Annotated in this window: 22 protein-coding genes; 9 read left to right on the top strand and 13 right to left on the bottom strand. The window is 71.4% G+C overall.

The annotated features are described in order from the left end of the window. Window positions 1-123 precede the first annotated feature (123 nt). A complete protein-coding gene (locus VQ03_RS16125) occupies window positions 124-393 on the bottom strand; it encodes a hypothetical protein (protein WP_048451907.1) in 270 nt (89 codons plus the stop codon). Between the two features lie 180 nt (window positions 394-573). Between VQ03_RS16125 and flaF the strand changes: the two genes are divergently transcribed. After that, a complete protein-coding gene (gene flaF / locus VQ03_RS16120) occupies window positions 574-939 on the top strand; it encodes a flagellar biosynthesis regulator FlaF (RefSeq protein ID WP_048451906.1) in 366 nt (121 codons plus the stop codon). A 79-nt stretch (window positions 940-1,018) separates the two neighbouring features. Here flaF and VQ03_RS16115 read toward each other — a convergent pair whose 3' ends face one another. The 3 genes from VQ03_RS16115 to VQ03_RS16105 form a co-directional block, all read right to left on the bottom strand. Next, on the bottom strand, window positions 1,019-1,339 hold the full coding sequence (locus tag VQ03_RS16115; RefSeq protein ID WP_048451915.1) for a hypothetical protein: 321 nt from the start codon (window positions 1,337-1,339) through the stop codon (window positions 1,019-1,021). A 273-nt stretch (window positions 1,340-1,612) separates the two neighbouring features. Beyond that, the gene (locus VQ03_RS16110; protein WP_245292103.1) at window positions 1,613-2,083 is read right to left on the bottom strand and encodes a Rap1a/Tai family immunity protein; all 471 of its coding nucleotides are present in this window, start codon (window positions 2,081-2,083) and stop codon (window positions 1,613-1,615) included. Window positions 2,084-2,215: 132 nt separating this feature from the next. Then, entirely contained in the window at window positions 2,216-2,905 is a 690-nt protein-coding gene (locus VQ03_RS16105; RefSeq protein ID WP_048451904.1) for a hypothetical protein, read from the bottom strand. Window positions 2,906-3,180: 275 nt separating this feature from the next. Here VQ03_RS16105 and VQ03_RS16100 point away from each other — a divergent pair, with 275 nt between their 5' ends. Then, window positions 3,181-4,023, top strand: a complete 843-nt coding sequence (locus VQ03_RS16100; protein ID WP_245292102.1) for a trypsin-like serine peptidase — start codon at window positions 3,181-3,183, stop codon at window positions 4,021-4,023. On the opposite strand, the gene rsmD is transcribed toward VQ03_RS16100, so the two are convergent. Further along, a complete protein-coding gene (rsmD, locus tag VQ03_RS16095; protein WP_048451902.1) occupies window positions 4,013-4,570 on the bottom strand; it encodes a 16S rRNA (guanine(966)-N(2))-methyltransferase RsmD in 558 nt (185 codons plus the stop codon). The two genes, VQ03_RS16100 and rsmD, sit on opposite strands and share 11 nt — an antisense overlap. A gap of 9 nt (window positions 4,571-4,579) precedes the next feature. After that, complete coding sequence (locus tag VQ03_RS16090; protein WP_048451901.1) at window positions 4,580-6,547, bottom strand: pseudouridine synthase; 1,968 nt, start codon at window positions 6,545-6,547, stop codon at window positions 4,580-4,582. Window positions 6,548-6,591: 44 nt separating this feature from the next. Here VQ03_RS16090 and VQ03_RS16085 point away from each other — a divergent pair, with 44 nt between their 5' ends. The 3 genes from VQ03_RS16085 (at window position 6,592) to VQ03_RS16075 (ending at window position 9,503) form a co-directional block, all read left to right on the top strand. Next, entirely contained in the window at window positions 6,592-7,080 is a 489-nt protein-coding gene (locus VQ03_RS16085; RefSeq protein WP_048451900.1) for a nucleoside deaminase, read from the top strand. An 88-nt stretch (window positions 7,081-7,168) separates the two neighbouring features. Beyond that, window positions 7,169-8,503 carry an Nramp family divalent metal transporter gene (locus tag VQ03_RS16080; RefSeq protein WP_048451914.1) on the top strand — a complete coding sequence of 445 codons (1,335 nt, stop codon included), beginning with the start codon at window positions 7,169-7,171 and terminating at the stop codon, window positions 8,501-8,503. Window positions 8,504-8,654: 151 nt separating this feature from the next. Further along, the gene (locus tag VQ03_RS16075) at window positions 8,655-9,503 is read left to right on the top strand and encodes a transglutaminase-like domain-containing protein (protein WP_048451913.1); all 849 of its coding nucleotides are present in this window, start codon (window positions 8,655-8,657) and stop codon (window positions 9,501-9,503) included. A gap of 158 nt (window positions 9,504-9,661) precedes the next feature. Here VQ03_RS16075 and VQ03_RS16070 read toward each other — a convergent pair whose 3' ends face one another. The 6 genes from VQ03_RS16070 to VQ03_RS16045 form a co-directional block, all read right to left on the bottom strand. Next, window positions 9,662-10,441, bottom strand: a complete 780-nt coding sequence (locus VQ03_RS16070; RefSeq protein ID WP_048451899.1) for a hypothetical protein — start codon at window positions 10,439-10,441, stop codon at window positions 9,662-9,664. Beyond that, entirely contained in the window at window positions 10,442-11,053 is a 612-nt protein-coding gene (gene ureG, locus VQ03_RS16065; RefSeq protein ID WP_048451898.1) for an urease accessory protein UreG, read from the bottom strand. A gap of 81 nt (window positions 11,054-11,134) precedes the next feature. Continuing rightward, window positions 11,135-11,461, bottom strand: coding sequence for a helix-turn-helix domain-containing protein (locus VQ03_RS16060; protein WP_048451897.1), 327 nt, complete (start codon window positions 11,459-11,461; stop codon window positions 11,135-11,137). Then, the gene (locus VQ03_RS16055) at window positions 11,430-11,918 is read right to left on the bottom strand and encodes a type II toxin-antitoxin system RelE/ParE family toxin (protein ID WP_245292101.1); all 489 of its coding nucleotides are present in this window, start codon (window positions 11,916-11,918) and stop codon (window positions 11,430-11,432) included. The genes VQ03_RS16060 and VQ03_RS16055 overlap by 32 nt, the downstream gene beginning before the upstream one ends. A gap of 49 nt (window positions 11,919-11,967) precedes the next feature. After that, complete coding sequence (locus VQ03_RS16050) at window positions 11,968-12,324, bottom strand: tRNA-binding protein (RefSeq protein WP_048451895.1); 357 nt, start codon at window positions 12,322-12,324, stop codon at window positions 11,968-11,970. Window positions 12,325-12,397: 73 nt separating this feature from the next. Next, a complete protein-coding gene (locus VQ03_RS16045) occupies window positions 12,398-13,816 on the bottom strand; it encodes a M20 family metallopeptidase (RefSeq protein ID WP_048451894.1) in 1,419 nt (472 codons plus the stop codon). Window positions 13,817-14,120: 304 nt separating this feature from the next. Between VQ03_RS16045 and VQ03_RS16040 the strand changes: the two genes are divergently transcribed. Genes VQ03_RS16040 through VQ03_RS16025 form a run of 4 tightly spaced genes read left to right on the top strand, consistent with a single transcriptional unit; the run spans window position 14,121 to window position 19,655 of the window. Then, window positions 14,121-15,914: a peptide ABC transporter substrate-binding protein gene (locus tag VQ03_RS16040; protein ID WP_048451912.1), complete on the top strand. Its 1,794-nt coding sequence runs from the start codon at window positions 14,121-14,123 to the stop codon at window positions 15,912-15,914. A 10-nt stretch (window positions 15,915-15,924) separates the two neighbouring features. Next, window positions 15,925-16,884 (top strand): ABC transporter permease, encoded by a 960-nt coding sequence (locus tag VQ03_RS16035; protein ID WP_048451893.1) that lies wholly within the window; start codon window positions 15,925-15,927, stop codon window positions 16,882-16,884. Beyond that, window positions 16,850-17,779 (top strand): ABC transporter permease, encoded by a 930-nt coding sequence (locus tag VQ03_RS16030; protein WP_048451892.1) that lies wholly within the window; start codon window positions 16,850-16,852, stop codon window positions 17,777-17,779. Before VQ03_RS16035 ends, VQ03_RS16030 begins: the two co-directional genes overlap by 35 nt. Before the next feature lie 25 nt (window positions 17,780-17,804). Continuing rightward, entirely contained in the window at window positions 17,805-19,655 is a 1,851-nt protein-coding gene (locus tag VQ03_RS16025) for an ABC transporter ATP-binding protein (protein ID WP_048451911.1), read from the top strand. A 236-nt stretch (window positions 19,656-19,891) separates the two neighbouring features. Here the strand turns inward: VQ03_RS16025 and VQ03_RS16020 are convergent, their stop codons facing one another. After that, window positions 19,892-21,367, bottom strand: coding sequence for a heme biosynthesis protein HemY (locus VQ03_RS16020; protein ID WP_048451891.1), 1,476 nt, complete (start codon window positions 21,365-21,367; stop codon window positions 19,892-19,894). Window positions 21,368-21,471 lie beyond the last annotated feature (104 nt).

Below are 21,471 nucleotides of genomic sequence, written 5' to 3'. Positions count from 1 at the left end.
CTCTCCGCCCCCGCCACCGGCGCCCATTCCTTCACGGCGGCGCTCTGCGGCTTCCTCGGCTCGACCGCGGCGACCACCGTGGTGATGCTGCTGCTCAGCAGCGTCTGACCGATCCGGTCGCCCTCACGGCGCGACCGACCAGAACCGGCGCCGGGCGAACAACATCTCCGGCTGGCCGACCTGCGGGCTCGTTGCCTGCGGATGGACTTGACCCTGGGCCTGCACCGCCGGCGACGGCGGGCAGACCGGATCCGGGCGCCGCGTCTGGATCGTGACCGGCTCGGGCCGCACGATGCCCATCTTCACCTGGACATCCGGATTGCGCAGGGCCGCGACCGTCGCCACGGCGGCCATCAATGCGCCCGCGACGGCGCCGAGGAGGAAGTTCAGCATAGCGGCCGGTCCTTGCGCCGACATCGTAGCGGTTTGAGGGCGAGCCCGGCCCACGCGGTGCAAGCCGGTTGCCGCTACGTCGGTCCTCTCTCAGTCGCTCCTCTTTCACAACTCAAGCTTAACAAATCGATGGCAGACCTGCCCCGGGGCCACCGCAGCGGCCCTCCGGAGAGGCAGACGATGAGCTACGCCGCGAACGCCTATGCGCGAACGGCCCAGGTGGCCTTGACACCCCGCGAGGCGGAAGCCGCGGTGCTGATCAAGGCGGCCGCCCGCCTGCAGGCGATTCAGGACAATTGGGACGCCCAGCAGCCGACGCTCAACGACGCGCTCGGCTTCAACCGCAAGGTCTGGACGCTGCTCTCGACGGCCGCGACGGAGCCGGACGCGCCCATGCCCGAGGAGATGAAGACCTCGATGGCCCGCCTCGGTGCCTTCGTGTTCACCCGCACCCTCGACGCGATGATCGAGCCCAGCGCCGACAAGCTGACGGCCCTGATCCGGATCAACCGGGAGCTGGCGAGCGGCCTGCGCGGCGAACCCTGATCTCCGATCCCGACTTGCGTCACGAAGAAGCCCCCGTCCCGGTCGGGACGGGGGCTGCCTTCATGGCGGCGATGGTCCGCTACTTGTGCTGCCGGCGGGCGAGCGCGCTGTCGTCACCCGAGGTGGTGGTCATCGGGGCTTCGAGGCCGCTGGTATTCTGCTCGGCCCGCTCGGGCATCGTCTGATCGAAGTTGCGCCGGTTGGCGGCGTGGTCGTGATACTGCTCGGTCTGCACGAACTTGCTGTCGAGACCCCGCGCCGCGCCGTGCTGGGCCTTGTCGCGGTTGCTGAGCACCATGTTCTCCTCGAGGATGCCCTCGGGCAGCTCGGTCATCGCGCCGGTGCCGGACCCTTTGCCCTGCGCCCCGGGACCCATGTTGTGCCTGTCGGCCTTGGCCATGTTCATCCTCCGATCGAGCGGGTCGCGGGCCAGGATAAAGCCGTATCCGGCGCCCTGGTCCGCTTACTCACTAAGAGTATGAGCCGTGCCCGCCGGAGCAAGCGGGGCCGCAGGAAATATTGCCGGGAACCTTTTGGCCGCGACAGCGATGCCCTCGCGTCGATCGTGGCCGGCTGATCAGCCGTGCCGGCGATCGTTTACTCTCACCAGGATTGCGGAACCTTCGCCGATACGAGCGGGAGAGCATTCCGCATCGTCACTCCTTGCGGCAAGTTACTCCTTGCGGCATGGGAAGGCATCGCGCAGGGCGAGCAGGGCCAGGACGCCCGCCTTCTCGCGCAGGGCCGGCGGATGGGCGCCGCCATAGGCCACCACCGCCCGCACGAGCTGGAGCCGGTTGCCGTCGGGCGGCAGGCAGGCGCCGAGCAACGGGGGCTGGTTGGCGGAGTCGGCGACGCCGGCGAGGTCCTGCACCGCGCCCATGAAGGCCCAGCAGCCGACGGTCTCCGGATCCTGGCGGAACTCGACGTCGTTGCCCCGCATCTTGGCGCCGCGCAGGAGGCTCTTGCACTGCGCCACCAGCACGGAGCCCTCCGCCGCGCGAACGGGTCCGAGCGGCGCCAGCAGGGCGCCGGCGGCCAGGATGGCCACCAGGGCGACGACGGACGGGCGACGGGTCCCGGGACGAGGCAGGCTCTCGCCATCGGACGGCGCGCGGTGCGGGAACCTGCTCGGATTCGACATGCGGACACGACTCGACGCGGGAGGCCGCCCGATTGCGGCCCGCCCGCATCCTAGCAAGCGTGGTCGGGCGCCGCGCCGCCCGGCTCGCGGTCAATCACACCTTCGTTGCCGCAGGCCGGAAGCCCGCGTCCTTCACCGGGCCGGATACACCACCCGCGCCAGGGCCGCCTCGACGCGCGGCGTGGCCACGGCCGCCTTCGTCGAGGCCTTCTGGTACTGCGCCATCATCCGGCGGGCGGCATCGGCCGGCAGCGCCCCGATCGGCGCCGTCATGGCCAGCAGCTCCTTGCGAGTCTTGGCCGCCACCACGCCGGGACGGTTCACGTCCTGGAAGTCGCTCATCTTGTGCTTGTCGGAATCGGGAACGCCGTGAAACACCCGCGGCCCCTCGGGCATGATGACGATGTCGCCGGGCCGAAGCGTCGGGTCGCGCAGGAGCGCGGTACGGGCATCGAGGGACTTGAGCGGCGAGACCGTGATCGCGATTGGCTTCGGCTCCTTCAGCACCTTCTCGGCCTTCGGAAGTGCGACGTAGCGGGTGCGGCCGCGCACGGCCCGGGCCTGGGCCGCGAGGCGGCTGCGCCGGCTCGCCCGCTGCCGGATCGGCGCATCGTAGGGCTGGGCCGCGTAGGGCTGGACGGCGTAAGGCTGGGCCACCGGAGCCGGGGCGGCGGGCGGGCCGGAAAAGATCTGCCGGAGAAAATCCAGGCCGTCGCTCTGCGCCTGCGCGCCTGCGCTCGAGGCGATCAGCAGGCATCCCGACGTCACCGCCAGGAGCAGGGCGCGGAGCCGGGCAGCCGGCATGGTCTGGTGCAGCGGCATCGAGCCCCTCCAGTGAGTACGGCGGTGGGTTCTTGAAAAAACCGTAATGATACCCGGGCGATTAACCTCGACGGCAGCCTGCCAGTTCCGGGCATCGCGCCATAGATGAACAATTTATGAGCGCGCCACCCAACGCCCCCTCCGATCGGATGAGCGTCAGGCCACGGCGGGACCGCGCCGCAACGGCGGCGAGCCGAACCTCGCCGTCCCTGCCCTCGTCTTGGAGGCCGACGCTTGAACACTGGCCCCGGGCCGGTCCAATACGAGGAGAATCGATGACGTTACGGGAACCGACGACGATGCCGCTGCGGGGACAACGTCCGGTCCGACAGGTCCTCGCGCTGGCGCTGGCGCTCGGGCTCGCCGCCCCGGCCAGGGCCCAGGGCGCTCCTCCGGACAAGCGCGTGCCGATGGAGCCGACCGCCTGGCCGTTCACGGCGATCGGGCGGGTCAACGTGGTGCAGGGACCCGCGCATCGCAGCCACTGCACCGGCACCCTGGTCGGGCCGCGTCACGTGCTCACCGCCGCCCATTGCTTGTTCGATGCCCGCCTCGATACCTGGGTCAAGCCGCACCAAGTCCATTTCGTCGCCGGCCAGGCCCGCGACCTGAATACCGGCACCGCCGCGGTCGAGGCCTTCCGCCTCGCCCCCGGTATCGACCTGCGGGCGGCGGCGCAGCCGGCCCGGGGGGCGATCGCGCCCGAGATGATCGGGAGGGACTGGGTGATCCTCACCTTGCGCCAGCCACTCGGGCTGAAGCCGGTGCCCTGGCTGGTGCTGCCGAACGCCGATCTGCCGGGAAGCCGGCCGGGTGCGGTGGTGGCGCTCGCCGGCTACGCCGCCGACCGGCCGTACCTGCCGGTGATCCATCACGGCTGCTCGGCCCGGATCGACGCTCCGGCCGCCGGCACGCTCAGCGACCTGTGCGAATCGATGTCGGGGGAATCCGGTGCGCCTGTGCTGGTGCTCGACGCCGATGGCGGCGCGGCGCTCGTCGGCATTCACACCGCGGTGACGCAGGGCGTGCGGGTCGGCCGGGCCTACCGCTCGGCGAGCGGCGTCGGGGTCGCCGCCGGCAGCTTCGCCGGCGCGCTCGACGAGATGGTCAGGAAGTGAGGCGCCAGAACGCCACCTGGGTGTCGCCGTAGGTCCGGCGCTCCAGCTCCGAGAAACCCTCCGGCGCGGCCAGGACGGCGGAGGCCGCCTCCTCCACCACCGCGAGGGCGTTCGGCGCGAGCCAGCCGCCCTCCCGTGCCGCGCTCAGCGCCTTCGGGGCGAGGTCGCGGCCATAGGGCGGATCGCAGAAGACGAGGCCGAACCGCTCGCCGGGCGGCGCCGCGCCGAGGCGGGTGGCGTCGCGGCGAAACAGCCGGGTCACCCCGCCGAGTCCGAGGGTGTCGAGGTTGGTGCGGATCACGCCGCGGGCCTCCGCCCCCTCGTCGACGAGGAGCGCGAAGGCCGCGCCGCGGGAGATCGCCTCGCAGGACAAAGCCCCGGTGCCGGCGAACAGGTCGAGGACCCGGGCGCCCGCGACCGGATCGTCGTAGGCATGGCCCAAGACGTTGAACAGCGCCTCGCGCAGCCGGTCCGAGGTCGGCCGAATCGCGTCGCTGCGCGGCCCGGCGAGGCCGCGGCCGCGCAACTCCCCTCCGACGATCCGCATCGGTCAGGCTCAGCCGCGCTGCGGCCGGCCGCCGCCGGGGCGACCCCCGCGTCCACCGGGCTTCGCCCCGCCGGGGCCGCCCGAGCGGAACCCGCCGCCCGGCTTGCCGAAGGGCTTGCCCCCGGGCCGGCCACCGCCGCCACCGGGACGGCCTTCGCCCTTGCCGGCGAAGGACTTGCTCCCGAAGGATTTGCCACCGCCGGGCTTGGCCCCGAACGGCTTTCCGCCGAACGACTTGCCCCCGGGCTTGGCCCCGAACGAACGGCCTTCGCCGCCGCCGGACCGGCCTTCGAACGAGCGACCGCCACCACCACGGCCTTCGCCCCCGAAGGAGCGACCTTCGCCGCCGCCTGAACGACCCTCGAACGAACGACCGGCGCCGCCCGGACGGCCCTCGCCCTTGCCGCCGAAGCCGCGGTTCCCGCCGCCGAAGGAGCGGCCTTCGCCGCCGGACCGGCCCTCGAACGAGCGACCGCCGCCGCCCGGACCGCGCCCCTCGCCGCCGAAGGAACGGCCTTCGCCACCGGAGCGGCCCCCGAAGCCACGGCTCTCGCCGCCCTCCGGGCGTCCGCCAGGCCGGCCGAAGCCGCGGCCGCGCCCGCCCTCGTCGGCGAGGCCGGCCTTGGCGCCGCCCCGCGGGGCGGCACCGTCGCGGTCCCGGCGCATCGGGCGATCGTCGCCGCCCGGGCCACGGGTCGGCGCGCCGTCACGGTCGCCGCCGCGGAACTTGGTGCGGCGGTGCGGGGCCGCCTCCTCCTGCGGCTGGGCCACCAGGCGCTCGACGAGCACCCGGCGGTCGCCCGAGGCGATGGCGCCGACGCGCTTGCGCGGCGCATCCGCGGTGGCGGCGCGAATCTCCTGCGGGCTGTCGCCGCGCCGGTGCACCCGGCCGCGATTCGGAAGGTCGCCGGCAGCCTCGGCCTCGGGATCGCGCCACACCGTGCGCGCCGGGGCCCGGCGGGCCGCAGGCGCCGCGGGCGGCTTGCCGAATTGCGGCCGGGCCGGGTCGCGCCCGCGGGGCGCCCCCCCCTCCTGCGCCGCCCGGGTGGCGGCCTTCGGCGAGCCGAACGGCGCGATCGGCTCGCGCACCGGGCTGGTGAAGTCGACGCCGGCCTGCTCGGCGAGCGTGTTGCCGAGCTGGTCCTTCAGCACCCGGGTGCGGATCTCCTCGACCAGCCCGACCTCGAGGTCGCCGAGCTGGAACGGCCCGAAGGAGAGCCGGATCAGCCGGTTCACCGACAGGCCGAGATGCTCGAGGATCCGCTTGACCTCGCGGTTCTTGCCCTCGCGCAGGCCGAGCGTCAGCCAGACGTTGTCGCCCTGCGCCCGGTCGATCGTCGCCTCGACCGGGCCGTATTCCATCCCGTCGATGGTCACGCCCTTGCGCAACCCGTCCAGCATCGCCTGGTCGATGTCGCCGAAGGCGCGCACGCGGTAGCGGCGCAGCCACCCGGTTTCCGGATGGGCGATGACCTTGGCCAGGCCCCCATCGTTGGTGAGGAGCAGGAGCCCCTCGGTGTTGATGTCGAGCCGGCCGATCGCCACCACCCGGGGCATGTCCTCGGGCAGCACGTCGAACACCGTCTGGCGCCCCTCCGGATCGCGGGCGGTGGTGACGACGCCGCGGGGCTTGTGGAACAGCCACAGCCGGGTGCGCTCGCGGGTCGGCAGCGGCTCGCCGTCGATCGTGATGCGGTCGTCGGGGGTCACGTTCACCGCCGGCGAATCGAGGCGCTGGCCGTTCAGGGTCACGCGGCCTTCCGCAATCATCGCCTCGGCGTCGCGGCGCGAGGCTACGCCCGCCCGGGCGATCGCCTTGGCGATGCGCTCCGGCTCCGGCTCGGCCGCCGGCTTGGCGGCCGCCGCCGGTGCTCCACGCTTGCCGGAAGCCTGCCCCTCCGGGGAGCCCGCGGATGCCTCGTCCCGTCCGCGACGCCGCTGCGGCGCCCCGGTCTCGTCGTCGTTGATGTCGTTCATGCGCGCCTGATACCAGACGGGGTGTGGCGACGCGAGTGGAACCGATGCGCGATTTTGCAAGGGGGAGCCTGCCTGCGAGCGGGGCTTCGCGCCCGGACCCCCTCGGCCTGGCCTTCGACGCGGCGCGCGACGCGGCGGCGCGCGGCGAGGTGCCGGTGGGCGCCGTCGTGGTGCGGGACGGGATCGTGCTCGGCGTCGCCGGCAACCGCCCCCGGGCCGACCGCGATCCCACGGCCCACGCGGAGATCCTGGCGATCCGCGCCGCCTGCGCCGCGCTCGGCGACGAGCGCCTGACCGGCTGCGACCTCTACGTCACCCTGGAGCCCTGCGCGATGTGCGCCGGCGCGATCAGCTTCGCGCGCATCCGCCGGCTCTACTTCGCCGCCTCCGACCCGAAGGGCGGCGCCGTCGAGCACGGGCCGCTCTTCTTCAACCAGCCGACCTGCCACCACGCGCCGGAGGTTTACGGGGGCTTGCGCGAGAGCGAGGCCGCCGCGCTCCTGCGGGCGTTCTTCCGCGACCGGCGGTCCTGACACCCTCGAATTCAGCCTTCTCAAATCAATATAGCAGTGGCTATATGTACCCGCCCGAAGCCGGGCGGGAGCGATGGAGCACGGGCTGATGCGGGACGGATGGGCGTGGCGCGCCGGCGACGGGGCGGCGGAGCCGAGCCTCGGGGCGATGAACGCGAGCGTGCCGGTATTGGCCACCGGCTCGTGGCCGCGACGGCTGCTCGCCTTCCTCGGCCCCGGCTACATGGTCTCGGTCGGCTACATGGACCCGGGCAACTGGGCCACGGACATCGCCGGCGGGGCGCAGTTCGGCTACACCCTGCTCGCCGTCATCCTGCTCTCGAACCTGATGGCCGTGGTGCTCCAGGCGCTCGCCGCGCGGCTCGGCATCGCCACCGGCCGCGACCTGGCGCAGGCCTGCCGCGACGCCTATTCGCGCCCGGTCGGCATCGCCTTGTGGCTGGCCTGCGAGGCGGCGATCATCGCCTGCGACCTCGCCGAGGTGATCGGCACCGCCATCGCCCTCAAGCTCCTCTTCGGCCTGCCGCTCCTCGCCGGCGCGATCCTGACCGGCCTCGACGTGCTCCTGATCCTGCTGCTGATGCGACGGGGCTTTCGCGCGCTCGAAGCCTTCGTGATCGCGCTCCTGACGATCATCTTCGTCTGCTTCGCGATCCAGATCGCCATGGCCGCGCCGCCGATCCGCGACGTGCTCGGCGGTTTCGTGCCCTCGACCAAGATCGTCACCGATCCGGCGGCGCTCTACCTCGCCATCGGCATCCTCGGCGCCACGGTGATGCCGCACAATCTCTACCTGCATTCCTCGATCGTGCAGACCCGCGCCTATCCGCGCGACGAGGCCGGCAAGCGGAGTGCCCTGCGCTTCGCCGTGGCCGACTCGACCATCGCCCTGACGCTGGCGCTGTTCGTCAACGCGGCGATCCTGATCATGGCGGCCAAGGTCTTCCACGGCACCGGCCATACCGGCGTGCAGGAGATCGAGGAGGCGCATGCCCTGCTCTCGCCGCTCCTGGGCGTCGGCCTTGCCTCGACCCTGTTCGCGCTGGCGCTCCTGGCGTCCGGCCTCAATTCCACGGTCACCGCGACGCTCGCCGGCCAGATCGTGATGGAAGGCTTCCTGCGGCTGCGCCTGCCCGACTGGGCGCGCCGCCTTCTCACCCGCGGCATCGCCATCGTGCCGGTGGTCGTCGTCACCGGCCTCTACGGCGACGAGGGCACCGCCCGGCTCCTGGTGCTGAGCCAGGTCGTGCTGTCGATGCAGCTCCCCTTCGCGGTGATCCCGCTGGTGCGCTTCGTCTCCGACCGGGCCAAGATGGGCGTCTTCGTCATCCCGGCCTGGCTGAAGGTTCTGTCCTGGGCCATCGCCGCGGTGATCGTGGTCCTGAACTTGAAGCTCCTCGTCGACACCTTCACCGGCGGGTGACGTCGGTGTCAGGAAATAGACGTTAAGCCGAGACGTGCGGATCTTGCTCAACATTTGAGCAACTTCGGCACGCGGAGGCGGGCGACAACTCGGAACAACAGCGCCCGTCAAGGATTGAGGCACCACGTTTTTGATACGCGTGGACGCCACGATGAAGATCCGCACCGGCTACTCGATCGCCTTCGACACGCCCGGCCCGACTCCGATGGTCCTGATGCTCACCGTGCATCCGGACCGGGCCGGCGACCTGATCACCCCCGACACCATGACCATCGATCCGCCGGTCCCCGCGCGCCGCTTCGTCGACTCCTTCGGCAATGTCTGCACCCGGGTCACCGCACCGGGCGGCCGCATCACGGTCTCGGCCGACTTCCTCGTCCAGGACAGCGGCGAGGTCGACGATTACGCGCCCGATGCGGTGCAGCACCCGGTGCAGGACCTGCCCGACGACGTGCTGCCCTTCCTCCTCGCCAGCCGCTACTGCGACACCGACAAGCTGTCGAACACCGCCTGGCAGCTCTTCGGGTCGACGCCGGAGGGCAGGGCCCGGGTGCAGGCCATCGTCGACTACGTCCACAACCACATCCGCTTCGACTACCAGCGCGCCGATTCCACCCGCAGCGCCCTCGACGGCTTCAACCAGCGCGAGGGCGTCTGCCGCGACTTCGCGCATCTGGCCATTACCTTCTGCCGCTGCATGAACATCCCGGCGCGCTACTGCACCGGCTATCTCGGCGACATCGGCGTGCCGGCGGTGCCGGACCCGATGGATTTCTCGGCCTGGTTCGAGGTCTATCTCGGCGGACGCTGGTACACGTTCGACGCCCGCCACAACCGGCCTCGCATCGGCCGCATCGTCATGGCCCGGGGCCGCGACGCCACCGACGTGGCGATCTCGACGAGCTTCGGCCCGGCCTGGCTCGCCAAGTTCGAGGTTCACACCGACGAGGTGGTGGGCGGGGAGCCGCAACAGGCGAAGTGGTTGCAGGCGGCGGAGTAAAGGCGAGGCTCAACCTCCCTTCTCCCATACAGGCCAAGTGTATGGTCCCGGCATGAGCTGGCGCGAGCCGATCCTGAACCGGTCCGGGCCCGACCAGGGGCAGGACCGTAGACGGCCCCAGGGCCCGCCGCGAAGCCGCGCCCCGGCATACCGTAACGTCATGCCGGCCGCCAGTCGGGCCAGGCCGCGACCCGGTGCACGAGGCGCCGGTCCCGCGCCTCCTCGCCGAACGGCGCCAAAACCCAATCCCAGGCCCGTGGCGCCGGACCGGGATCGACGCCGTAGAGGAGGTCGAGCCGCTCGATCACCTGCCCGTCCCGGTTCTCCTCGGTCTCGTCGCGATCGGTGACGAGGCAGATGCGGGCCGGGAGTTCCGCCAGAGCATCGAGATGGGCCGCCACGATGCGGTGCCCGAAGGCGTCCGGATCCGTCCAGGGCCCGATCCGGACCGCCGCCTCGAGCCGGGCGACAGGCCGGATCGGCAGCTGCGACAGGAGGTTGGCGGAGACCACGAGGTCGGCCTCCCGGCAGGCCGGCGGCAGCACCGGCCCGAAGGCCTCGCTGCGGCCGAGCAGCAGGTCCCGCGTGCCGCTCAGGTCGTGGACGAGGCGCACCACGTTGGGGTGGCGCCGCGCCCGCCAGCGCCCCCGCCAGGGATGCACCGCGTCGACCAGCACCACCCGCCGGAACGCGGCGGCGAGGTCGTCGATCGGCACGTCGTCGAGGAGGCCCGAGCCCAGCACCACGGCGGTGTCGCACCGCGGCAGGTCCCGCATCGCCGCCCGCACCGCATCCTTCGCCGCGGCGAGGTGCGGCGCCCAGGCCCGGCGGCAGCGGCGCGAGCGCGAGGCGAGCCGCACGCTGTCGCCGACATAGCCGAGGCGCCGCGCGGCAAGCGGCGCCGGCAGCGTGAGCCAGTGCAGGAGGTCGAGGAGCACCTACAGCCCGCCGGCCTCCACCACGAAGCGGGCCACCGCCGCGACGCCGTCGCCGTGGCGCAGGGAGGCGAACACGTAGGGACGCGTGCCCCGCATCCGCTTGGTGTCCTCCTCCATCACCCCGAGATCGGCGCCGACGAGGGGGGCGAGGTCGGTCTTGTTGATGACGAGCAGGTCCGAGCGGGTGATGCCGGGGCCGCCCTTGCGCGGGATTTTTTCGCCGCCGGCCACGTCGATGACGTAGATCGTCAGGTCGGCGAGTTCCGGCGAGAACGTCGCCGCGAGGTTGTCGCCGCCGGATTCGAGCAGCACGAGGTCGAGGGCGGGGAAGCGCCGGCGCATCTCCGCCACCGCCGCGAGGTTGATCGAGGCATCCTCGCGGATCGCCGTGTGCGGGCAGCCGCCGGTCTCGACGCCCATGATGCGCTCTTCGGCCAAGGCGCCGGCCACGGTGAGGAGGCGCGCATCCTCCTTGGTGTAGATGTCGTTGGTGATGGCGCAGAGGTCGTAGCGCTCGCGCAGGGCCTTGCACAGGCCCTCCATCAAGGCGGTCTTGCCCGACCCGACCGGGCCGCCGATGCCGACCCGCAGGGGGCCATGGCTGGAGGTCATGACGCGTTCGATCTCCTCAAGGGATGCCCGACAAGAGCCGGTGCCGGCTCATCGCAGGATGCTTGCCATGGTCAAGGGTGTTCAGAGGATCGCATCGATCCCCTTATGGGCTACGAGAGACAAAAGCTTAAGCGATGCGCCCCCAGGCTTGGAGTCGCCACGCTCCCACTTGCTCACGAGCGAGGTCGTGACGTTCAGTGCCCTGGCGAAGATCGCCTGACTCATCTGAGCCCGCTCGCGGATCGCCCGGATCGCGTCAGGTGCAAGCGGTTCGACCGGAGTCAGGCAGCTCAGGTCGAATCGGCGCATGGTCGCCTTGTCGATGGCGCCGATCGCATGCAGGTCCTCGGCCCCCTGGTGGAGCGCGCCGAGGAGATCACTGCGATACGTCTTCTTCGGGTTGCTCATTCGGGATCACCTTCCATCCCTGCTCCCGCGTGAGGCGGTCGAAAGCCTCGTCCGTAAGGCCGGCCAGGATGGCCGCGAAATCGCGCAGCGCCTCGAGCTCGCCGGGCGTGACGTTTGCGCGGGCATTCTTGGGAAACACGTACAGGAACACGGCGCGTTCCTTCCTCTTGTAGAAGAGGATGGTTCTGAATCCGCCCGAGCGGCCCTGGCCAGGACGCGCAACCCTCTGCTTGATCAGGCAGAGGCCGAGCCCGGCATCGATCAATCCGCTCTCCGCCCGCGTGACGGCGTGCGCGAGAGCCGTGTCGTCGAGACCCAGCTTGACCGTGTCCTTTGCGAACCTCGGCAAGGCGTATATCCGCACCCGGTCCTCGATTCTCGCCGTCGATCGCCCTTTTCGAGACAGGTTCGTTGCAGCACGGAACCCTGCGCCCGCATTGCCATGCAGCGTCAGCAAGAGATGGTAATCCTTGCCATACTATCATGGGGAGCGCGCTGCTTTCGTCTCAGTACAGCCGCCCGCCATTCGGCACCGGCCGCTCGGGCGCGATCAGGACCACCGCGCCCTCCCCGTCCGGCACGCCGAGGGTCAATACCTCGGAGCGCACCGGGCCGACCTGGCGCGGCGGCAGGTTGACGACGCAGAGCACCTGCCGGCCGATCAGGGAGTCGGGGGTGTAGTGCACCGTCACCTGGGCGGACGATTTCTTCAAGCCGAGCGCCGCCCCGAGATCGATGACGAGCCGGTAGGCCGGCCGGCGCGCCTCGGGGATCGGCGCCGCCTCGACGATGGTGCCGACCCGCACGTCGAGCTTCAGGAAGTCGTCGATGGCGATCGGGGCCGGCGGCGGGGTCTGGTCCATGGGGCGTCCGGAGGCGAGGAACGGTGCGCCGCATCCCTATCCGAGCCGGCGCGACGCGGCGAGCCGGGTTTCCTCATCCCACCGACATCGTCAAGGGCGGCTGCACCTCAGCCGGCAGGGGCGAGACGTAGCCCTCCGGCCCGGTGCGGACCTTCAGCTCCGCCTTCGCGGCATCGCGCAAGGACGCGTCGGTGGCCAGCCGCGCGCCGAGCGCCGCCATGGCCTTGGCCACCTGCACCATCGCCTTGTGGGCGGCCGGGCTCTTGCCCTGCGCCACCACCTGCCAGGTGTGAAACGGGGTGCCGACCGCGACGGTCGGCGCGTGGGCCTGGACCGTCGGCACGACCCAGCTCACGTCGCCGACATCGGTCGAGCCGATCGCCGGGTTGCGGCGGGCATCGAGCGGCACCAGGAAGTCGGCGAGCGGCGCATCGGTCACCGGCAGGCCGACGGTGCGGTAGACCGCCGCGATGTCCTGCGGGGTCAGCGTGCCCTGGATCTGCTTGGCGAAGGCCCGGTCGGCCTCGTCGAAACGGGGCGCGCCGAGTTCCTCCATCACCCCGTGCAGGGCCTCCTCGAGGGCCGTGTTGCCGACGAGGTTCGAGACCGCGCTGACGATGCGCATCTCCATCGTGGTCTCGGTCATCAGGGCGGCGCCCTCAGCGATCTTGCGCACCCGGTCCACCAGCTCGCGCATGCCCGGCAGGTCGCGGGCGCGGATCGAGTAGCGCACCCGGGCATGGGCCTGGACGACGTTGGGGGCGATGCCGCCGGTATCGAGCAGCGCGTAATGCACCCGCGCGTCGCTCGGCATGTGCTCGCGCATGTAGTTGACGCCGACATTCATCAGCTCGACCGCATCGAGGGCCGAGCGCCCGAGATGCGGCGCGGCGGCCGCGTGCGAGGCCCGGCCGGTGAACACGAAATCGGCCCGGGTGTTGGCGAGCGACAGCGGCGGCGTGACCTCCCAGAAGCTCGACGGATGCCAGGTGACGGCGGCGTCCGCATCGGCGAACAGGCCCTCCCGCACCATGAAGGCCTTGGCGGCCCCGCCCTCCTCCGCCGGGCAGCCGTAATAGCGCACGCGGCCGGGCAGGCCGGCTTCGGCGAGCCAGTCCTTCAGGGCGGTGGCGGCGAGCAGTGCCGCCGAACCGAGCAGGTTGTGGCCGCAACCATGGCCGTGGCCGCCCTGCTCGATGGGACGATGCGCCGCCACGCCCGCCTCCTGGCTCAGGCCCGGTAGCGCATCGTACTCGCCCAGGAAGGCGATGACCGGCCCGCCCTCCCCGGCCTCGCCGATGACGGCGGTCGGGATGCCGGCGGCGCCTTCCGTGACGCGAAAACCCTGGTGGCGCAGCTCGGCGGCATGGGCGGCGGCCGAGCGCTCCTCCGTGTAGCAGACCTCCGGCGTGCCCCAGACCTCGTCCGAGAGGGCGATCAGCCGGTCCTTGTGGGCATCGACCTGGCGCCAGACGGCGTTGCGGTTGTCCATGGGGGTTCCTCCCGTGCGGGCCCTCGGCGGGCCGCCCTGCGCGCGAGCCTCATGCAGGCGACGGGCCGGCTCAAGCGCGGCGGGAGCGGACGTGTCGCGCGCCGCCGGAATGGCTCCAGCGCGTGCTGCGTTGCACGCGCTGGCCCGGCCTTTGCCTGCCGGCATCGCGTTGGTGCTGACAACTCGTGCCGATTTTTGCCGGGGCGCTTGTAAGGGCTGGCGGCGGGCGCGATGCTGACGGCCGCCAGAGGCCAGCCAGAAGGGTGTTTGTCGAATGACCGAGCGTGGCGTGACCGAGCATGACGTGACCGAGCATGAGCTGCGCACCCTGATCGGCGAGGTGAAGGACGGGCGCCTGTCGCGGCGCGCCTTCGTCGGCCGGATGCTGGGCTTGGGCCTCTCCGCCCCGATGGCCGGGATGATGCTGGCGCAGAACGGCGTCGCCTTCGCGGCGAGCCCCCTGCGCGACGCCTACAAGCCGGGGAAGGCCGGCGGCGGCGGGCCGCTGAAACTCCTGTTCTGGCAGGCCGCCACCCTGATCAACCCGCATTTCGCCATCGGCACCAAGGACCAGGAGGGCTCGCGGATCTTCTACGAGCCGCTGGCGGCCTGGGATGCCGACGGCAACCTCTTTCCGATCCTCGCCGCCGAGATCCCCTCGAAGGAGAACGGTGGCGTCGCGGCCGATGGCCGCTCGGTGACCTGGAAGCTGAAGCCCGGCGTGAAATGGCACGACGGCAAGCCCTTCACCGCCGACGACGTGGTGTTCACCGCCGAATACGCCGCCAATCCGGCGACGGCCGCCGTCACCGGCGGCAGCTACATCAACGTCAAGGTCGAGAAGGTCGACGACCTCACGGTCAAGCTCTCCTTCAAGGAGCCGACCCCGTTCTGGGCCGACGCCTTCGTGTCGAGTGCCGGGATGATCATCCCCAAGCACGTCTTCGCGGATTATGCCGGCGACAAGTCCCGCGACGCGCCGGCCAACCTCGCGCCGGTCGGCACCGGTCCCTACAAGTTCAGCGAATTCCGCCCCGGCGACATCCTGCGCGGCGTGCGCAATCCCGATTACCACGTGCCGAACCGGCCGTTCTTCGACTCGATCGAGATGAAGGGCGGCGGCGACGCCGTCTCGGCCGCCCGCGCCGTGCTCCAGACCGCCGAATACGACTATGCCTGGAACATGCAGGTCGAGGACGAGATCCTCAAGCGGCTCGAGGCCGAGGGCAAGGGCCGGGTCAAGATGGATTACGGCGGCAACCTCGAATTCCTGCTGCTGAACGCCACCGATCCGAATGTCGAGGTCGACGGCGAGCGCGCCTCGCTCAAGACCAAGCACCCGGCCTTCTCGGATCCGGCGGTGCGCAAGGCGATGAACCTGCTCGTCAACCGGGCGGCGATCCAGCAGCACATCTACGGCCGCACCGGCCGGGCCACCGCCAACGTGTTCAACGGCCCGGCTCCCTTCGTCTCGAAGAACACCTCCTTCGCCTTCGAACCCGAGAAGGCGGCCCAGATCCTGGACGAGGCCGGCTGGAAGAAGGGCGGCGACGGCATCCGCGCCAAGGACGGCAAGAAGCTGAAATTCGTCTTCCAGACCTCGATCAATGCGCCGCGCCAGAAGACCCAGGCCATCATCAAGCAGGTCGCCCAGAAGGCCGGCATCGACATGGAGCTGAAGTCGATCCCCGGCTCGGTGTTCTTCTCCTCGGACGTCGCGAACCCGGATACCTATCCGCATTTCTACGCCGACATGGAGATGTATACCTGGAACATGACGCAGGCCGATCCGGCGGTGTTCGCCCTGCAATACGTCTCCTGGGAGGCCGCCACGAAGGCCAACAAGTGGCAGGGCCGCAACATCTGCCGGATGCAGAACCCGGAGGTCGATGCCTGCTACCGCGCGGCGCAAGGCGAGCTCGACCTCGTCAAGCGCGCCGCCCTGTTCGTCAAGATGAACGATCTGGTCGTCGCCGACTACGTCCTGCCGCTGCTTCACCGCGCACAGGTCTCGGCGATCAACGGCAAGCTCGAGGCGCCCGCGAGTGGCTGGGACAACTCGCTGGCCTTCCTGGCCGAATGGTACAAGCAGGCGTAACGACACGACGATGGGAGCCTATCTCCTCCGCCGCCTCCTGATCGCGATCCCGAGCCTGCTCGGGATCAGCCTCATCCTGTTCACCGTGCTGGCGCTCGCCCCCGGAGACCCGTTCGGGGAACTGGCCACCAACCCCAACGTGCCGCCGGAGGTGCGCGAGGCGCTGCGGCTGAAATTCGGGCTCGATGACCCGATCCTGGTGCGCTACCTGCACTGGCTGACGGCGATGCTCCAGGGCGACTGGGGCTTCTCCTTCGCCAGCCGGGTCGATGTCGACGAATTGATCCTGCAGCGCCTGCCCACCACCCTGTTCGTGGTCGGCTCGTCGCAGGTGCTGGCGCTCCTCATCGCCGTGCCGGTCGGCATCCTGGCGGCGATCCGGCCCTACTCGGTCTTCGACCAGGTGGCGAACACGCTCGCCTTCGTCGGCTTCTCGCTGCCGACCTTCTTCACCGGCCTCCTGTTCATCCTGTTGTTCAGCCTCACCCTCGACTGGCTGCCCTTCGTCTACCAGGCCGACGTCGCGGCGACGGGCTGGCACTGGTACTGGGAGCATGTCCGGCAGGCGATCATGCCGGTCTGCGTGCTCGGCTTCTTCCAGGCCGCCTCCTATACCCGCTACGTCCGCGCCTCGGTGCTCGACGTGGCGCGCCTCGACTACGTCACCACCGCCCGGGCCAAGGGCCTGTCGGACGGCACCGTCACGGTCCGGCACATCGCCCGCAACGCCCTGATCCCGGTCGTGACGCTCGTGGCGCTCCAGATCCCGGCGGTGTTCGGCGGCGCCATCGTCACCGAGCAGATCTTCCGCATCCCCGGCATCGGCTCGCTCCTCATCAACGCGATGCTCGCCAACGATACGCCGGTGGTGATGGCCGTCACCTTCGTGTTCGCCTGCCTCGTCGTCCTGTTCAACCTCGTCGCGGACCTCCTCTATGGCTGGCTCGACCCTCGCATCTCCTACCGCTGAGGCGGCCCCGGTGGCCGCGCCGGCGGCCTCGGGGCGGGACACCTGGCGGCGTTTCCGCCGCCACCGCCTGGCGGTCGTCAGCGTCGGGGTGCTCGGCCTGCTCGTGCTCGCGGTCCTCGTCGGCGGCTGGGTCTGGCCGGTGGCGATCGACGAGATCGACTTCGCGGCCACCCTCCAGGGGCCGTCCTGGGCCCATCCGCTCGGCACCGACGATCTCGGCCAGGATCTGCTCGCGCGGATGATCTATGGCGGGCGCATCTCGCTCGCCGTGGGCTTCGCCGCCATGGTGGTGGCGACGCTGGTCGGCGTGGTGGTGGGCGCGCTCGCCGGCATGTCGCGCCGCTTCCTCGACCCGGTGCTGATGTGGCTGACCGACCTCTTCCTGTCGCTGCCGCAACTGCCGCTCCTGCTCCTCATCATCTACCTGTTCCGCGACCAGCTGAAGCAGGTCTTCGGCGTCGAGGGCGGCGTGTTCGTGATGATCGTCGCGGTCATCGGGGGCCTGCGCTGGATGCCGGTGGCGCGGCTGGTGCGGGCGCAGTTCCTGTCGTTGCGCGAGAAGGAGTTCGTCGAGGCGGCGCGCTCGCAAGGGGCGACCGCCTGGCACCTCGTCACCCGCCACATCCTGCCGAACGCGATCGGGCCGGTGATCGTCGCGGCGACGATCGAGGTCTCCTCGGCGATCATCGCCGAGTCGACCCTGTCGTTCTTAGGATTGGGCTTCCCGCCCGACATCCCGACCTGGGGGCGGCTCCTCTACGACGCCAAGGACCACCTCGACGTGGCGCCGCACTGGGCCCTGTTCCCGGGCGCCGCGATCTTCCTGACCGTCCTGTCGATCAACTTCATCGGCGACGGCCTGCGCGACGCCCTCGATCCGCGGCGGGTGCTGTGAGGATGCAGGTATGACCTCCCCGATCATGAAAACCCCGATCCTCTCGGTCCAGGACCTCACCGTCGCGTTCCGCTCCGAGCAGGCCTGGCGCCCGGTGGTGCACGGCGTCTCGTTCGACATCGGCCCCAAGGAGACCGTCGCCCTCGTCGGCGAATCGGGTTCCGGCAAGAGCGTCACCGCGATGTCGATCATGCGGCTCACCCCGCGCGACGCGACCCGCACCGGCGGCCGGGTGCTGCTGGAAGGCCGGGATCTCCTGCGCCTGCCCGATGCCGAGATGCGGCGGATCCGCGGCGACGACGTCGCGATGATCTTCCAGGAGCCGATGACGAGCCTGAACCCGGTGCTCACCGTCGGCTTCCAGATCGGCGAGGCCCTGCGGCTGCATCGCGGGATGTCGCAGAAGGCCGCGGAGGCCGAGACGGTGCGGCTGTTCGACAAGGTGCGGATCCCGGCCGCCGCCTCGCGGGTGCACGACTACCCGCACCGCTTCTCCGGCGGCATGCGCCAGCGGGTGATGATCGCCATGGCGCTGGCCTGCCGGCCGAAGCTCCTGATCGCCGACGAGCCGACCACCGCCCTCGACGTGACGATCCAGGCCCAGATCCTCGACCTCATCAAGCTCCTCCAGGAGGAGGAGGGCATGTCGGTCCTGTTCATCACCCACGACATGGGGGTGGTGGCCGAGATCGCCGACCGTACCGTGGTGATGGTCGACGGGCGCGCCGTCGAGACGGGGGCGACCGAGCAGATCTTCAACCGCCCGGCCCATCCCTACAGCCGCGCGCTGCTGGCCGCCGTGCCGCGCCTCGGCGCGATGCAGGGCAAGGCCCGGCCGGCGCGCTTCGAGATCGTCGACCGCGCCACCGGCGAGCCCGAGGCGGCCCCGCCCCTGCCCGATACCGTGCGCGAGGGCGAGCGCCCGGTGCTCGAGGTGAAGGGCCTCACCACCCGGTTCGACATCCGCAGCGGCCTGCTCTCGCGGGTGCGCGGCCGGGTCCACGCGGTCGAGAACGCCTCCTTCGCGGTGCGGGCGGGCGAGACCCTGGCCCTCGTCGGCGAATCGGGCTGCGGCAAGTCCACCACCGGCCGCTCGGTGCTGCGGCTGATCGAGCCGGTCGCCGGCTCGGTGCTCCTCGACGGCGAGGACGTGCTCGGCCTGTCGCCCTCCGCCCTGCGCGCCAAGCGCCGGCGGATGCAGATGATCTTCCAGGACCCCTTCGCCAGCCTCGATCCGCGCATGAGCGTCGGCGCCGCGATTGCCGAGCCGCTGCTGATCAACCGCCTCTGCTCCCGGCAGGAGGCCCGCGAGCGCGCCGCCGACCTGCTGCGCCGGGTCGGCCTCAAGCCCGAGATGGCCGGGCGCTTCCCGCACGAATTCTCCGGCGGCCAGCGCCAGCGCATCTGCATCGCCCGGACGCTCGCGCTGGAGCCCCGGCTGATCGTGGCCGACGAATCGGTCTCGGCCCTCGACGTGTCGGTGAAGGCGCAGGTGGTGAACCTGATGCTCGACCTGCAAGCATCGCTCGGCCTCGCCTACCTGTTCATCTCGCACGACATGGCGGTGGTGGAGCGGGTCAGCCACCGGGTCGCCGTGATGTATCTCGGCGAGATCGTCGAGATCGGCCCCCGCGCGGCGATCTTCGGCGCGCCCCAGCATCCCTACACGAAGAAGCTGATGGCCGCCGTCCCGGTCCCCGATCCGGGCCGCCGGCGGCAACTCCATGCGGTGCGCAGCGACGAGATCAAGAGCCCGATCCGCCCGGTGGACTACGTCCCGCCGGAGCGGCTGTACCGGGAGGTCTCGCCGGGTCACGTCGTGCAGGTGTGGGGGCCGGAATGGGAGGCGCCGGCGGGCGCTGCGGTGGCGGCGTAAACGTCTGTTCGGCGGCGCGACGCGTCTGAAACGCTCGGTGTCATCCCGGGGCTCGCCGCAGGCGAGAACCCGGGATCCATAATCGGTGACCTTCCAAAAATAACGCGGAACGCGGCCTGCCTTGTCCTCCACCGTCGGCGGCTATGGATCCCGGGTTCCGCTGCGCGGCCCCGGGATGACGCGGTGGATGTCAGCAATGTCGAGCGGAGCACGATCGCAAGATCGCAATTCCGGACTTACCGCCCCGGCCCGACCACCTCCGGCACCTTCGCCGAGACCGGCACCACCGGCGGAGTCACGGTCCCGGACGGGATCGTGCCGACGGGGGCGGCGCCGTTACCGGCCATCGGGGCCGGCGCGGAGCCGTTGAGCGAGCCCGGCGCCGCGGCGGGCGCGGGCTCGTGCGCCGTCCCGTGGGCGCGGCCGAGCAGGTCCGGCGGGGTCTGCCAGACGAAGGCGTCGAGGCGGCCGCTCACCGGGGAGATCGGGGCCCAGCGGTCGGTGACGAGGCCGTCGGCGCACCAGGCCGGATCGCGCGGGGCGCGGGCGGCGCGGGCCTGCCACTCGCGGGCCTTGCCGGACTGGGCGCCGTGCTCGGCCTCCTCGATCTCGGCCATCAGCTCGTAGGCGCGCACGGTCGGCTGGTCGGTCAGCAGCGGCGCCAGCACGTCGCGGGCGCGGCCGAACTCGCGGGCGTCGAGGGCGGCGCGGGCGATGGCGAAGCGCGCCTCCGGGTGCCAGGACGAGATCCGGGCCAGGGTCTCGGCGCGGGCGAGGCGATCGCGGCTCGAATCACCGGTGCGCAGGTCGAGATAGACCCGGGCGAGATCCGGATGCGGGTTGGCGCGCCAGGCGGCCTCGACCACCTTCGCGCCGCGCTTGAGGTCGCCGCGGCGGGCGAAGAGGCGCCCGGCGACGGCCGCCGCCGGCACCAGGTCGGGGGCGAGCTTCACGGCCTCGCGTGCTTGCGCGAGCGCCCGCTCGGGATCGCCCGCCTCGAGGTCGAGGGCGCTGGCGGTCAGCAGCACGGCGCGCTGGCGGCGCATCGCCGCCTTGTCGGACAGGCCGAGGGCCGCGCGGCGCGAGACGGTGTCGAGGGCGCCGGCCCAGTCGCGGTCGGCGCACTGGCCCTCCATGACCGCCTCGTTGGCCCAGGTGACGCTCGGGGCGAGGCGGGCGGCCTCGATCGCGTAGGCGCGGGCGGAGGTCTCGTCGTCCTGGCGCCGTGCCTCGACGAACAGGCCGCGCAGGCCGAGCACCCGGGTCTCGGGGTCGTCGACCATGCGGCGGAACGCCCGCTCGGCCCCGGCGCGATCGCCGGAGATCTGGGCGGCCTGGGCGGTCAGCAGCAGGGCGAGCGGCTCAGCCCCGAGCAGGCGCTCGGCCTCGCCGGCATGGCGTCGCGCCGCGATCGGATCACCCGAGCCCACCGCCACCATGCCGCGCGACAGCGCGTTGTAGCCCCGGGCCTGGCGCCGGCGCCGGCTCGACAGGGTCAGCCGCTCGGGCAGGTTCAGGATGCCCCGGGCGAAGGCCCAGATGAAGCCGAGCACCACCGCCAGCACCATCACGCCGACGAGCGCCGCGGCGAGGCTGGTCGCCAGCTCGTAGCCGCCCCAGGTCACGGTGACCACGCCGGGCCGGTCGGCGAGCCAGACCGCCCCATAGGCGGCGAGGGCGAGGAGAGCCAGGAAGGCGAGTGCGCGCCACATCTGTCCATCAACTCCAGAAAGCCGCGCTGCCGCATCGGGCGCGCGAAGGGGCGTCGAGCGAGCCCCGGACAAGCACGGCGGCCGCCATGGCGGCCGCACCGGAA

Source organism: Methylobacterium tarhaniae (genome assembly GCF_001043955.1).
Taxonomy (GTDB): Bacteria; Pseudomonadota; Alphaproteobacteria; order Rhizobiales; family Beijerinckiaceae; genus Methylobacterium; species Methylobacterium tarhaniae.
Note: the sequence above shows the minus strand (reverse complement) of the source record. Positions and strands in the feature narration are given on the sequence as shown.